The organism is Paeniglutamicibacter sp. NPDC012692 (assembly GCF_042901625.1).
Lineage (GTDB): Bacteria > Actinomycetota > Actinomycetes > Actinomycetales > Micrococcaceae > Paeniglutamicibacter.
The window spans coordinates 707,804-720,174 of sequence record NZ_JBIBDE010000001.1; the positions used below are offsets into that span (position 1 = coordinate 707,804).

The 12,371-nt window shown below is 71.9% G+C and carries 10 protein-coding genes; 2 read left to right on the forward strand and 8 right to left on the reverse strand.

Annotation, left to right across the window (positions count from 1 at the left end; genetic code table 11):
- The first annotated feature begins 275 nt into the window (after window positions 1–275).
- Together ACFY5D_RS03145 and ACFY5D_RS03150 are read left to right on the forward strand one after the other, a co-directional pair.
- Window positions 276–1,316 carry an endonuclease/exonuclease/phosphatase family protein gene (locus tag ACFY5D_RS03145; protein ID WP_387524906.1) on the forward strand — a complete coding sequence of 347 codons (1,041 nt, stop codon included), beginning with the start codon at window positions 276–278 and terminating at the stop codon, window positions 1,314–1,316.
- Window positions 1,317–1,413: 97 nt separating this feature from the next.
- Window positions 1,414–3,132 (forward strand): DUF222 domain-containing protein, encoded by a 1,719-nt coding sequence (locus ACFY5D_RS03150; protein WP_387524909.1) that lies wholly within the window; start codon window positions 1,414–1,416, stop codon window positions 3,130–3,132.
- Between the two features lie 109 nt (window positions 3,133–3,241).
- Here the strand turns inward: ACFY5D_RS03150 and ACFY5D_RS03155 are convergent, their stop codons facing one another.
- The 8 genes from ACFY5D_RS03155 to ACFY5D_RS03190 all read right to left on the reverse strand — a co-directional run bounded on the left by ACFY5D_RS03155 (window position 3,242) and on the right by ACFY5D_RS03190 (window position 12,369).
- Complete coding sequence (locus ACFY5D_RS03155; RefSeq protein WP_387524912.1) at window positions 3,242–3,724, reverse strand: hypothetical protein; 483 nt, start codon at window positions 3,722–3,724, stop codon at window positions 3,242–3,244.
- Window positions 3,725–4,052: 328 nt separating this feature from the next.
- The gene (locus tag ACFY5D_RS03160) at window positions 4,053–5,801 is read right to left on the reverse strand and encodes an alpha/beta hydrolase (protein WP_387524915.1); all 1,749 of its coding nucleotides are present in this window, start codon (window positions 5,799–5,801) and stop codon (window positions 4,053–4,055) included.
- Between the two features lie 51 nt (window positions 5,802–5,852).
- Window positions 5,853–6,629: an SDR family oxidoreductase gene (locus ACFY5D_RS03165; RefSeq protein ID WP_387524918.1), complete on the reverse strand. Its 777-nt coding sequence runs from the start codon at window positions 6,627–6,629 to the stop codon at window positions 5,853–5,855.
- A gap of 90 nt (window positions 6,630–6,719) precedes the next feature.
- The gene (locus ACFY5D_RS03170) at window positions 6,720–8,234 is read right to left on the reverse strand and encodes an FAD-dependent oxidoreductase (RefSeq protein ID WP_387524921.1); all 1,515 of its coding nucleotides are present in this window, start codon (window positions 8,232–8,234) and stop codon (window positions 6,720–6,722) included.
- Between the two features lie 72 nt (window positions 8,235–8,306).
- Entirely contained in the window at window positions 8,307–9,560 is a 1,254-nt protein-coding gene (cobA, locus tag ACFY5D_RS03175) for a uroporphyrinogen-III C-methyltransferase (RefSeq protein ID WP_387524923.1), read from the reverse strand.
- 55 nt (window positions 9,561–9,615) lie between these two features.
- Window positions 9,616–10,530 carry an ABC transporter permease gene (locus ACFY5D_RS03180; RefSeq protein WP_387524925.1) on the reverse strand — a complete coding sequence of 305 codons (915 nt, stop codon included), beginning with the start codon at window positions 10,528–10,530 and terminating at the stop codon, window positions 9,616–9,618.
- Window positions 10,520–11,242 (reverse strand): ABC transporter ATP-binding protein, encoded by a 723-nt coding sequence (locus ACFY5D_RS03185; RefSeq protein WP_387524928.1) that lies wholly within the window; start codon window positions 11,240–11,242, stop codon window positions 10,520–10,522. Before ACFY5D_RS03185 ends, ACFY5D_RS03180 begins: the two co-directional genes overlap by 11 nt.
- Window positions 11,239–12,369 carry an ABC transporter substrate-binding protein gene (locus ACFY5D_RS03190; RefSeq protein ID WP_387524930.1) on the reverse strand — a complete coding sequence of 377 codons (1,131 nt, stop codon included), beginning with the start codon at window positions 12,367–12,369 and terminating at the stop codon, window positions 11,239–11,241. Before ACFY5D_RS03190 ends, ACFY5D_RS03185 begins: the two co-directional genes overlap by 4 nt.
- Window positions 12,370–12,371: the final 2 nt, after the last annotated feature.

Here is a 12,371-nt window from a genome sequence, read left to right on the forward strand (position 1 = left end):
GTCACTGGGCCTCGCGGTACCACCCCGCTTGCCCTCTCCGCCCGGTGCCCCGGGGCCGGATCCGGCCGCTCATTGACTGCTGTGACGGGCTTACCCGCCCGGTTCTACTGGGCCCGCCCGCGCACGTGGCGGGGTGGCCGTTCTTCCGGGGACTCACCGGTGATGGCCGGGTCGACGTCGTGTTGTTCCCAGTCTAGCGCGCAGGGGTGCCGAACCTTCAACCCGCCGGCGGTTCAACGCGGCGGGCTCCCATTACGCCCGGCTATCCTTGTCCGATGCACCCGACCTCCGCAGCACCCGCCCAGCCCCTGCCGCGCCGCCGAACCTGGGCCGCCGGAATCGGCTGGGCCTTGCTCGTCCCGGTGCTGTTGTTGCTGGGGCTCCGGCTGGCCGGGGTCTCCGTCGGCACCCCGTGGGTCCAGCTGCTCTCGCTGACCCCGTTGTTCATCCTTCCGTCGCTCGGGGCCCTGCTGTTCTTCGCGCTCGCCAGCCGGCGCGGCCCTGCCTGGGTGGCCTCCGGAGCCGCCGTTGCCCTGGCGGTGTTGCTGGTCGCGCCGTTTGCACCCCGTCCCTCGGAAGGTGTTCCGGGAAGTGTCACGGCAAGCCAGGACTGTTCGACCCCCGGGCTGCGCATGATGAGCCTGAACGCCAGGCTCGGCCGCGCCGACGCGGCAGCCATCGTCGAGACGGTCCGGCGCGAGCAGGTGCAGCTGCTGGCCATCCAGGAGTTCACGCCCGCGTTGGGTGCGGCGCTGCGGGACGCGGGGCTCACCGACCTGCTTCCGCACACAGTCCAGGCGCCCGAGGGCGGCGCCGCCGGGGCCGGGACCTTCTCGCGGTTCCCGCTCGAGACCCGCGGGGTTCCGCCACTGGATTCCATGGCGTTCGAGAACCCCACCACCTCGTTCACGGTGTCGGATGCCGACGGCAGGGACCGGCGCGTGGAGATCACCAACGTGCACACCTTTCCCCCGCTGCCCGAGACCGTCGACTCCTGGCGGCACGATGTCGGCGCACTGGCCGCGGTGAATGCCCCCGGCGGCACCCGCATCCTGGCCGGGGACTTCAACACCACCTACGACCACCGCGAGTTCCGCGACCTCTTGCGTTCCAATGCCGACGCCCCGCTGGTCGACGCCTCGACCGGCGGGCTCCGCCGCCTGCAGCCCACCTGGCCGCGCGATCGGCAGTACTCCCCCGGCATCGTGATCGACCACGTGCTCACCTCCGCCGATGTGGCGACCTGCGGCTACGCCACCCAGCGGATCCCCGGCAGCGACCATGCGGCGGTGCTCGTGACGTTGAAGTTCCGCTGACCCGGGCACGGGCAGCTCCCCCCAAACCCGACAGCGCTTATCCACATTCCCCACGCCGGGTCCCCGCGGGGGCGCGCCATCGCCCATGCTTCGTGCCATGACCAACCAGCAGGACCTCGCGGAACAGGTCGTCGCCGCCATCGATGCCGTCGTCTGTACGCACCCGGACCGGGATGCCGCCGACGACGGGTTGCGCCTGCTCGCCGTCCTGAAGCCGGTCTTCCGGGTCATCCTCGACAGGGCGGCGGCGTCCGTCGGCCCATCGCAGGTCCGCGCCGCGGCGTTCGTTGCGCTGGCCGAGGACTTCTACCGGATCGGCGGCTACGGCCAGGTGCTTGCGGCAGCCCGCGCCACCGATGCCCGGCTGCACACCATCACCGAAGCCCCGCTGGCCGAAGTCAACGAGCTGCTCGCCGAACCAGCCGCCTTCGTGGCCGGTGAATGCGGCCTTCCCGACGACGCAGCAGGCGCTCCCGGGCGCAAGCCGCTGTACCGCGACGAGGTCGAGTTCCTCAAGACCCAGCAGAACCTCACGCATTTCCAGGCCCTGCACCGCGTGGAAACGGCGGCCAACCTGCTTCCGCACGCCGGATTCAACGGCCGGGAGGTCCCGCCGAAGTTCCCCCTGCTCGGCAAGGTGTTCAGCGACGCCACGGCCGATCCGCGGACGGTCGCCGGGCTCGCAAAGAAACTCGAGGCCATGGGCCCGGAGATCGGCAAGCAGGCTGACCCGGATGAGGTCGCGCGGCGCTTCGAGGCCGAGCTTGCGGCCGCGGTGGCCACCCGGAATTCACAGGGCACGGCCACGCTGCTCAAGGACCAGGCCCGCCGGCTCGATGCGGGCATCGTGGAGCGCCGCGAGGAATCGGAGTCGATGTTCATCGGCGCGTACTACCTCGGACACAGCCACAAAGGGTACGAATACAGGCTCATCACCAACGCCGAGGGGCACGAGCTGCTGGCCACCGCCGCTGACATCCTCAACAACCCCACGACCAAGGCCGGGACCACGCCAGCGCCGGAATCCAACACCCCGCCGCTTCCCATCCCGGAGTGGGCGATCGACCCGGCCCTTCCGCCGGACAGGCGGCCGGCGGAGGGATTCGGCGACACGGCCGGGGCCCGGATCGGGCCTGCCGGGCTCGATCCGGGCGTCGAGGTGCTGCCCGGGGAGACGCTCGACCAGGCGTACGCCAGGCAGCGCGCCCAGCGCCTGCACCAGTTTGTCCTCGACTCGATCCGCATCGTCACCACAACCTCCGGCAAGTCCGGTGGAACAGGCGACGACGACGCCGGGCAGATGCCGATGCTTCCCCACTTCACCCTCGCGGTGACCATCGACTTCCAGACCCTCAAGGGGCAGCTGGAGAACGCGGGTGTCACCGACCACGGACAGGACATCTCGGCCTCGAACTGCCGTCGCATCGCCTGCAATGCGGGAATCGTGCCGATCGTGCTCAACGGCGACGGCGTCCCGCTGGAACTGGGGCGCACCCGGCGGTACTTCAACCGCGCCCAACGCCGCGCCATCGCCGCCCGGGACAAGGGCTGTTGCAACCCGGGATGCTCGATGCCGGTGAACCGGACGGAGGCGCACCACCTCGACGAGTGGAGCGCGGGCGGCAGGACCGACGTCTCGCGCGGCTGCCTGTTGTGCGTGCGCTGCCACGTGAACCACCACTCCGGGCACTTCCGCATCGTGATGCTCAAGGGGCTGCCCCATGTCATCCGGTCCAAATCGGTCGATCCGGCGCAGACGCCCCGGCGCAACTGGATCTTTCACCCCGCCGTACCACCCCCAGTAGTTCTTGGTTAGGTTGTGCAACCAACGGACACCAACCTATCCAAGAACTACTAGTCCCCAAGCGAATGTCATTGGGGTTATCGCGGCGAACAGTGCGGCCGCGGCCCGGGTCCGGAATAACTCAATGCACAAGCGTGCTAAGCCAAATAATGCCCAGCCCCAATGCCGAGGTCGTGGCCGTGTTGAGCAGACGCAGGGGCCAGCGACTGCCGCGTCTGGCCGAGTTCGCGTAGCCCAGCACGGCCAGAACCGCGACGCCGACCCACAGTGCGATGTAGTAGGCAACGTATTCGTCCATGGCCCCGACCGTAGCCAGCAGCAAGAAGAACGCCGGCAGGAGCGTCGCAAGTACCATGCCCACGGAATGCCGGGCGGAGTCCAACACCGCGGACCAGATCGCTCTGCCTTCGTGCTCGGACGATATATGGCGTGCGATCACACCGGAATAGATGTGCGCCATCCAGAAAACACCGACCGTCCCCAGGGTGAACAGCAGTACTTCCAGGTCGGTGTTGTATTTCCATCCGATCGCGAGCAGGGCGCTGACAAGTACGATGCCGTAGATCGCGTACTCGGTGTCGTAGGCGCGCAGTACCTTGACCACGGGTTGCCTGGCAGCGCCGGGTATGGCGCGCCTTATCCAGCGGCGGTCACGTGGCGGGCGTTTTGCCCCGTCATGTCCGGGGGCGTCATCGCTGTTCTTCGCACAATACGTGGTCCGCATGGTGCAACGCTACCAACCAGGTCGCGTGTCCGGAAGGAAAAAATCGATCTGCCTTCGACGCAATCCCAGGTAAGGGCGCCGGCTGGGCGAAGCGCTGGTTGTCGACAGTTTTGGTCGTAACAACCCTAAACCGGCGCTCCGGCGGGTTGGGTTTGGGCACGTGCGAGGAATTCGAATCCAACCCTCCCATGCCCCGTACCGGAAACCGCTACTCCCAGATGGGGTCGTGCGTGTCGATCCGCTCGATGACCGACTGGATAGATGTCAGCTGCGCCTCGCTGCGCCCGTGGCCCGGCAGCACCTGCGCCCAGCCATCGACCGCGACGTCCCCGAAGTTGTGCCCGTGGCTCGGCGGGACCGCCTCGCTGACCAGCATGTCGGTGACCAGGTGCAGGAAGGTGACGCCCGGGATCCAGCGCATCGAGTCGCTCACGTCGGCGCCGCGGCCGCCCGATGCCGCGGGCCCGGCCAGCCACTCGGGGCGCTGGAGGATGACCGCGGGGTCAAGCCAGGTGATCGGGTCGGTGGCGTGCTGCAGGTAGCCGATCCGCGGCTGCTGCCACGCTCCGCCGAGCGCGGCGAAGTCGCCGGGCTTGGACTGCCAACGCACCTGCTCCCCGCCCCGGTAGACCGGCCGCCAGATTGGGCTGCCGGGATCGCGGTTCGCCTGCAGCCCGCGCCAGGGCTGCGAGTTGGCCGGCGGGCCGGTGAACAAAGCGGCGTCGGTGCGGGCCAGCAGGTCGTCGAGGTCCTCGAAGCCGCCGGCCATGCCCTGCGCGCCCAGGCTCAGCCCGTAGACGGCAAGCCTCGGCCGGTCACCTTCCGGCAGTTGCAGCCAGCGGGCGTGGACGGCGTCGAAGAGCGCCCTGCTGGACTCGGCGGCGAACTCCGGGTCGAACAGGAAGGACACCCAGCTGGGCTGGAACGAGTACTGCATCGAGGCCGTGGCCGTGTTCCCCCCGTACAGGTATTCCAGCGACGCGATGGCCTGGGGTTCGAGCCAGCCGGAGCCGGTGGGCGTGGCCACGAGCAGCACGTCGCGCTCGAAGCCGCCGGTGCGGACCAGCTCATCGACCACCAGCGCCGCGCGTTCGCGCACATCGGCTCCCTGGGACAGCCCGGCGTAGACGCGGACGGGTTCCTGTGCGGGGGCGCCGGTGACATCTGCAATGTTTGCGGCGCTTGGCCCGCCGCCGGCGAAGGCGCGGCCCTGCCGGCCCAGCCCGTCCCAGTCGACCACGGATCCGGGCCCGCCGGAGCGGGAGCCAAGCACCGGCTGCACGCTGCCGGCGAGCGTCCCCGCGTCGCGGTCCGCGTAGATCCAGCCGACAGCGGCGAGCCCGGCACCGGTCAGCCCGGCGACCAGCGCCAGCACCGCAACCAGGCCCGTGGCCCGCGAGGCCCAGCGTGCCCGGCGTTCGGATCCGCCCCGGCGCGACACGCGGCGGCCGGCCGGCGCACGCAGCGCACCGATGCCCCGGGCGATGCCGTAGAACACTGCCATCGTCGCGAACATGCTCAGCAGGAAGGCTGTGTGCCCGGCGCCGTCGACCGGTTCCATCTCCACGAGGGCGCGGACCCGGTTCTGCCAGGAAACCACCAGGGCCCCGTAGCCGACCACGTAGACCAGCAGCCCGATCCCCACGGCCACGGGGATGAGGGCCGCAGTCCGCGGCCTGCCCCGGGGCTCGGCTTCGGCGTCTACTTCGGCCTCGACCCGGGGGTTCGTCCGCGGGAACTTCCCGGCGAGTTTCCCGGCGAGAACCCGCCATAGGCCGCGCACCGCGAAACCCAGCTGGAAGCCGACCATGAACCACAGGCCCGCCAGGAAGCCCTGGAAGACCGTGGGCCGCGGCACCAGCGACGGGGTCAGCGCCAGGGACGCGAGCGCCAGGCCGCAGAGCAGGTTGGCCAGATGCGCACCCAGGTAGGCGGCGATGCGGCGAAGGAGGTTCAAGATGGTGCTGCTCCGATCCGGGGCGGGGTGTGCGACTGGACGGCGAAACGCCTAGGAGTCCTTGCGGAGCAGCTTGTGGTTGGCGGCCTGGGCCACCGGGCGGATGACGATCTCGTCGAGGTTCACGTGGTGCGGCAGGTTCACCGCGTAGCCGACCACCTCCGCGACGTCGGAGGCCAGCAGCGGCTTCTCCACGCCCCGGTAGACGGCCTGGGCCGCCTCCGCGTTCCCGCCGAGCCGGCGCAGCGCGAATTCCTCGGTGTGCACGAGTCCCGGCAGGACCTCGATGACGCGGATGTTGTTCTCGACCTCTTCGAGGCGCAGGGCCTGGGTCATCGCGCGCTGGGCGGCCTTGGCGGCGTTGTAGCCGGACCCGCCCTCGTAGCTGGCCAGCGCGGCGGTCGAGGTCAGGTTCAGCACGGTGCCCTCGCCGTGGGCGCGCAGCATCGGCAGGAACGCGCGGGTCAGCTTCATGGTGCCGATGACGTTGACCCGGAGCATGAAGTCCCAGTCCTCGTTTTTCGCGGCGCCCAGGTAGTCGGCGCCGCGCGCGCCGCCGGCGATGTTGACGAGGGTGTCGATGCCGCCGGCGGCCTGAACCGTGGCGAGCAGGTGCGCGACCTGGTCGTCGTCGGTGACGTCCGCGGGAACGGCGATGGCGCCGGTTTCCGCTGCGAGCGCCGCGAGGCGGTCCGCGCGGCGGGCCACGGCGAATACCGTCCAGCCGGAGGCGCGCAGGGCGCGCACCGTGGCCTCGCCGATTCCGGTGGAGGCGCCGGTGACTACTGCTGCATGCGTACTTGGTGCATGTGAAATCTGTGGTGACATGCTCAAATTCTAGCCAGTGCGGGCGCGGGCCCGCGACCACCGGAGCCGGGGCACCGGGTGGTCGCAGGTCGGCAAGGTTGCACGCGCAGGTCAGCCGCGGGACGCCGCCGGTTCCTCGACGGCACGCGACACGGCGACCATCTCGTCGCGGTCCACGACCTTGACGCGCTCGCGCGCCACCGGGCCGTCGTGGGTCGGCGCCGGATCCGCCGCGGCGCCGAGCGCCTGCTCGTGCTCGTCCAGCGCGAGCCAGCCGTCCCACGTGGTGTAGGCGACGTCCTTGGCGGCCAGCAGGGCCGGCACGGCATCGGGTGCGGGGTTGGCCGCCACCGGCAGCCGGTTCAGGTCCGCGAGCAGGTGGGCGATGGTTTCGGCGGCGTCGGACTTGGTGTGGCCGATCAGGCCGACCGGTCCGCGCTTGATCCAGCCGGTCGCGTAGAGCCCGGGCACCTCGGCGCCGGCGGCGTCCAGCACCTTGCCCTCGAGGTTCGGCACGGTGCCGGTGCGCCCGTCGTACTCGATCTCCGGCAGCGCCGAGCCGAAGTAGCCGATGGCGCGGTAGACGGCCTGGACGGGATAGTCGACGAGCTCGCCGGTGCCGCGCGCGTTGCCGGTGCCGTCGAGCTCCTGGCGCTCGAACCTGATGCCGCTGACCTTGCCGTCGGCGCCGGTGACCTCCACCGGGGAGTGCAGGAAGTGCAGGTGCAGGCGGCGGCGCGGGCGGCCGGACTCGGTGCCCCGGGCGGCCTCCCCGCGCTCCTCGCGCTCCTCCTGCTCGATCAGCCAGTTGGTGAGCGTGCCGACCATGGTCTTGACCTGGTTGTTGGTCTTGATCGCGGTATCGGAGGCCGCGTCGAACTCGAAGTCCTCCGCGTAGAGCACGATGTCCACGTCGTGGCTGTGCGACAGCTCGCGCAGCTCCAGCGGGGTGAACTTCACCTGGGCCGGGCCGCGGCGGCCGAAGACGTGCACGTCGGTGACCGGCGATGCGGCCAGACCCTGGTACACGTTGTCCGGGATCTCGGTGACCAGCAGGTCCTCGGCGTGCTTGGACAGCACGCGGGCCACGTCAAGGGCCACGTTGCCGTTGCCCAGCACCGCGACCTGCGTGGCCTCGAGCGGCCAGCTGCGCGGCACGTCCGGGTGCCCGTCGTACCAGGAGACGAAGTCCGCGCCGCCGTACGAGCCGTCCAGCTCGATGCCCGGGATGTTCAGGTCCGCGTCGTTGATGGCGCCGGTGGCGAAGATGACGGCGTCGTAGTGCTCGCGCAGCTCCCCGATGCCCAGGTCGGTGCCGTAGTCGACGTTGCCGAAGAAGCGGATGTCCCCGCGGTCCAGCACCTTGTGCAGCGCCTTGACGATGCCCTTGATGCGCGGGTGGTCAGGGGCGACGCCGTAGCGGATCAGCCCGTAGGGCGCCGGGTAGCGGTCGAAGAGGTCGATCGCGAGCTCGAAGTCGCGCTCGGCCTTGGTGAGGATGTCCGCGGCGTAGACGCCCGCGGGGCCGGCGCCGATGATGGCCACGCGCAGCGGGCGGGCGGCGAAGGCGGCGGGTGTGCTCACGGGCGCCGGGGCGTTTTTCGCGGGCGCGTTTTTCTCAGTCATGGGGGTCCTCCTGGGCGTGTAACTGGATTGGTGATGTTCGGGGGGGGGATGGCGGGCTGGCCGGCCGGCGGGTCAGCCGACGGGCAGCAGCCGGCGGGCGTTGGCGGCCGGGGCCAGGGCTCCGGCCGCGTGCGGGCTGATGCGCACCACGTCGCCGATGACGATCACCGCGGGGTTCTCCACGCCGATCCGCGCCGCGGTCGCCGCGATGGAGTCCAACCGGTCGATCGTGATGCGCTGGTCGGGGCACCAGCCGCGCTCGATGATCGCGACCGGGGTGTCGGCGGGCAGGCCGCGGCCCAGCAGCGTGGCGGTGTTGCGCGCCAGCCGGGCGACGCCCATGAGCAGCACGAGCGTGTGGTCGGCGCGGGCCGGCAGCTCGGAGAGCTCCTCGTGCCCAGTGGCCATCGAGAAACCGGTGGCCACGCCGCGGTGGGTGACGGGGATCCCGGCGGCGGCGGGGACGGAGATGGCGCTGGTGACCCCGGGGACCACGCTGACCTCGACGCCGTGCTCGCGGCAGTAGGCGGCTTCCTCGCCGCCGCGGCCCAGCACGAACGGGTCCCCGCCCTTGAGCCGGACCACGCGGTTGCCGGCCCGCGCCTCGGCGACCAGCACCGCGTTGATCTCGTCCTGGGTGGCCAGGTGGTCCCCCGGCGCCTTGCCGACCTCGATGATGCGCACGGACGCATCGAGGTCGTTGAGCAGGTCGCGCGGGCCGAGCCGGTCGGCGACCACCACGTCGGCGGCGGCCAGCAGCCGGCGCCCGGTGACGGTGATCAGCCCCGGATCGCCCGGGCCTCCCCCGACCAGCGCCACGGAACCGGCGCCGGAGCGGCGGCGGCGCAGCGGCAGCAGCCCGGTGTCGGCGGCCAGCGCGATGGCGTTGCGCAGCCCCGCGGCGCGGCGCGGGTCCCCGCCGGCAGTGACGGCAACCGTGGTGCCCTCCCCGGTCCGCGCGACGGCGGGGGTCCAGGCGCTGGAGGCCGCGTGGTCCGACGCGTTGACGCACCAGGTCTGCCGCGCGTCGGCATCGGCCGAAACCCGCGCGTCGAGCTTCTTGCTGCCGGTGGCGGTGTGGGCCAGCCACATGCCGTCCAGGTCCCCGGGCTCGTAGCCGCGGCGCAGCCAGAGAAGCTTCCCGGCGGCCGCGGCCGCGGCGATCGGCGCGACGGCCTCGGGGGCGATGACGGTGATCTTCGCCCCGGCGTCGAGCAGCTGCGCGATCCGGCGTGCCGCCACCTTTCCGGCGCCGACGCAGAGCACGTCCTTGCCGCTCAGGCGCAGGGCCAGCGGGTGGATGGGTGACTCGGTGGATGTTGTCATGGCCTGCTCCTTCGTGCGGAAATCGGGTGGAAGTTCGGGTGTGTGGAATCCGGGTTCATCGCCCGGCCCCGGGGGCCAGGCCGCGGCGGCGCAGCAGCCTGCGTTCCAGCGGCGCGAAGACCAGCAGCTCGATCACGATGCCGACCACCAGGATCGCCAGGATCGCGCAGGCGACCACCGCCATGGAGGACAGGTCCCGGCCCTGCTGCAGCAGCGAGCCGAGGCCGAAGCCGATCGACCCGCCGACGGCGATGATCTCCGCGGCCATCAGCGAGCGCCAGGAGAACGCCCAGCCCTGCTTGAGGCCGGCCAGGTAGCCGGGCAGCGCCGCCGGCAGCACGATCCGCAGCAGGCCCTGGGCGCGGGAGGCCCCGAGCACCGTGCCGAGCCGCCGGTACTGCGGCGGGACGGTGTCGACCCCGGAGAGCAGCCCGTTGACGATCGACGGGGTGGCGCCCATGACCACCACGAAGTAGACGGTGGCGTCGGTCAGGCCGAACCAGATGATGGCGGCCGGCACCCAGGCGACGGACGGCAGCACCTGCAGGCCGGAGACCAGCGGGCCGATCCCGCGGCGCAGCAGCGGGGAGGCGGAGAGCAGCAGCCCGAGCGGGGTGCCGATGGCCAGGGCCAGCAGGAAGCCGAGCACGCCGCGCTGCAGCGAGGTCACGACCGCCTCGCCCAGCCGGCCGTCGGCGGCCAGCCCGGCGGCGGTGCCGAACACCTCGAGCGGGCCCGGGGCCAGGTCGACGCGCGGGGAGGCGAACCAGGCGGCCAGCTGCCACAGGCTCAACAGGCCGAGAAGCGTGCCCAGCGGCAGCAGCACCCGCGACGCGGTGAACCGGCGTGCGGAGGCCGGTGCATCCTGCAGGTTGTCCAGTCCGGCCTCGAGTTCCTTCAGGTTGTCGACGGGGCTGTCGATCGCGGCGGTGGCAGCGGCGGTGGCGGTGGTGCTGGGGCTAGCGGGCATGGTGGCGGATCTCCTCGCGCAGACGCTGGGTGATGTCTTGGGTGAGCTTCGCGGCCGCGGCCGGGTCGCTGCGCACCGACTCGTCGATCTCCCATTCCGCGGCCACGCGGCCGGGGCGGGAGGAGAGCAGCAGGACCCGCTGGCCCAGCCGCACGGCCTCGCGGACGTTGTGGGTCACGAACACCACGGTGCGCCGGTGGGCGCGCCAGAGCCGTTCGAGCTCGTCGTGCAGCAGGTCGCGGGTGATCGCGTCCAGCGCGGCGAACGGCTCGTCCATCAGCAGCACGGGCTTGTCCTGCCCGAGCGCGCGGGCCAGCGAGGCGCGCTGGCGCATGCCCCCGGAGAGCTCGTGCGGTCGCTTGGCCCCGGCGTCGCCCAGGTGGACCAGCTCCAGCAGCCCGTCGGCCCGGTCCCGGCGTTCGGCGCGCGGGATCCCGCGCAGTTCCAGGGCGAGCTCGATGTTGGCGCGCGCGGTGAGCCAGGGCAGCAGCGCCGCGTCCTGGAACATGAAGGCGGCACCGCCGGCGGGTACGCTGACGGATCCGGCCGTGGGCGGCTCGAGCCCGGCGATGACGTTCAGCAGCGTGGACTTGCCGCAGCCGGAGGCCCCGAGCACCGCCACGAACTCGCCCTCGGCGATCGTGGTGGTGATGCCGGAGAGTACGGGTGCCGCGCCGTAGTCCTTGGAGAGGTTCTCGATCACGATGCTCATGCCGCCGCCCCCGTTCCGGCGCCAGCGCGCGCGGCGCGGGCCTTCTCCAGGAACGAGCCGTCGACGAGCCCGTCGAGGCTCGCCGGTTCGGCCAGCGACGCGGCCACGGCGTTGGCCTGCAGGCGCGGGTAGGCGCCGGCCAGCGGGTCGGGGGCGAAAATCAGCTTGTCGATCGCGCGTTCCAGCACGGCGGTGCCCAGGGCCGCGCCGGCGAGCTGCGCCAGCTGGGTGTTCAGGGTGCCCAGCACCTCGGGGCGCTTGGCGGTGTTGATCCAGTCCAGCGCGGCCAGGTGCCCGCGCAGCAGGGCGTCGACGGTCGCCGGGTGGCGGGTCGCGAAGTCCGGGGAGACGGCAAGCACCGTGGTCGGGAACAGCCCGGGGGCGCCCGTCTCGGCGCCGTCCCACAGGTCCGCCTCGTCCACCAGCACCTTGGCGCCGGCCTCCAGCACCAGCCGGGAGGACCACGGCTCGGGCAGCCAGGCCCCGTCGATGGCGCCGGAGCGGAAGAGCTCCAGGGTCTGCGCGTTGGCCGTCGGGGTGATGGACACCTCGCCGCCGCGCAGGTCGGTCTTCAGCCCGCTGGCCGCGAGCCAGGTGCGCAGCGCGACGTCCTGGGTGCCGCCGAGCTGCGGGGTGGCAAGGGTCTTGCCGCGCAGCGCGGCGGCGTCGGCGATCCCGGCACGGACCACCAGCTGGGCGCCTCCCGCCGCGGCACCGGCCACCACGCGCAGCCCGCGCCCGCCGCTGGCGGTGAAGGCGGCGATCGCAGGGTTCGGCCCCAGGTAGGCGGCGTCGATGGCCCCGGCGTTCAGCGCCTCGACGGCTTCCGGCCCGGCCCCGAAGATGCTGGTTTCCAGCACTGTGCCGGAGCCGGCAAGCTCGCGGGCGAAGAACCCGTTGGCGGTGCCGACGTGCGCCGGGGCGTGCGTAAGGTTCGCGAAGAAGCCCAGCCGCAGGGCGGCGGCCGGGGTGGCGGGCGCCGCCGCTGCCGCCCCGGGCCGCGGCACCGTGGTGGTGGCCGCGGCGCCGAGCACCAGCAGGCCGAGCAGGCCCGTGCCGCCGGCGAGCAGCGCACGACGGCCGGGGCCGCGGTGCGGGGGCTCGGCGGTGTACCTGATGGTGTCCATGG

Coding starts and splice junctions, on each gene's coding strand:
- ACFY5D_RS03145 (WP_387524906.1), top strand. CDS start 276: ATGCACCCGACCTCCGCAGCACCCGCCCAGCCCCTGCCGCGCCGCCGA.
- ACFY5D_RS03150 (WP_387524909.1), top strand. CDS start 1,414: ATGACCAACCAGCAGGACCTCGCGGAACAGGTCGTCGCCGCCATCGAT.
- ACFY5D_RS03165 (WP_387524918.1), bottom strand. CDS start 6,629: ATGTCACCACAGATTTCACATGCACCAAGTACGCATGCAGCAGTAGTC.
- ACFY5D_RS03170 (WP_387524921.1), bottom strand. CDS start 8,234: ATGACTGAGAAAAACGCGCCCGCGAAAAACGCCCCGGCGCCCGTGAGC.
- cobA (WP_387524923.1), bottom strand. CDS start 9,560: ATGACAACATCCACCGAGTCACCCATCCACCCGCTGGCCCTGCGCCTG.
- ACFY5D_RS03180 (WP_387524925.1), bottom strand. CDS start 10,530: ATGCCCGCTAGCCCCAGCACCACCGCCACCGCCGCTGCCACCGCCGCG.
- ACFY5D_RS03185 (WP_387524928.1), bottom strand. CDS start 11,242: ATGAGCATCGTGATCGAGAACCTCTCCAAGGACTACGGCGCGGCACCC.
- ACFY5D_RS03190 (WP_387524930.1), bottom strand. CDS start 12,369: ATGGACACCATCAGGTACACCGCCGAGCCCCCGCACCGCGGCCCCGGC.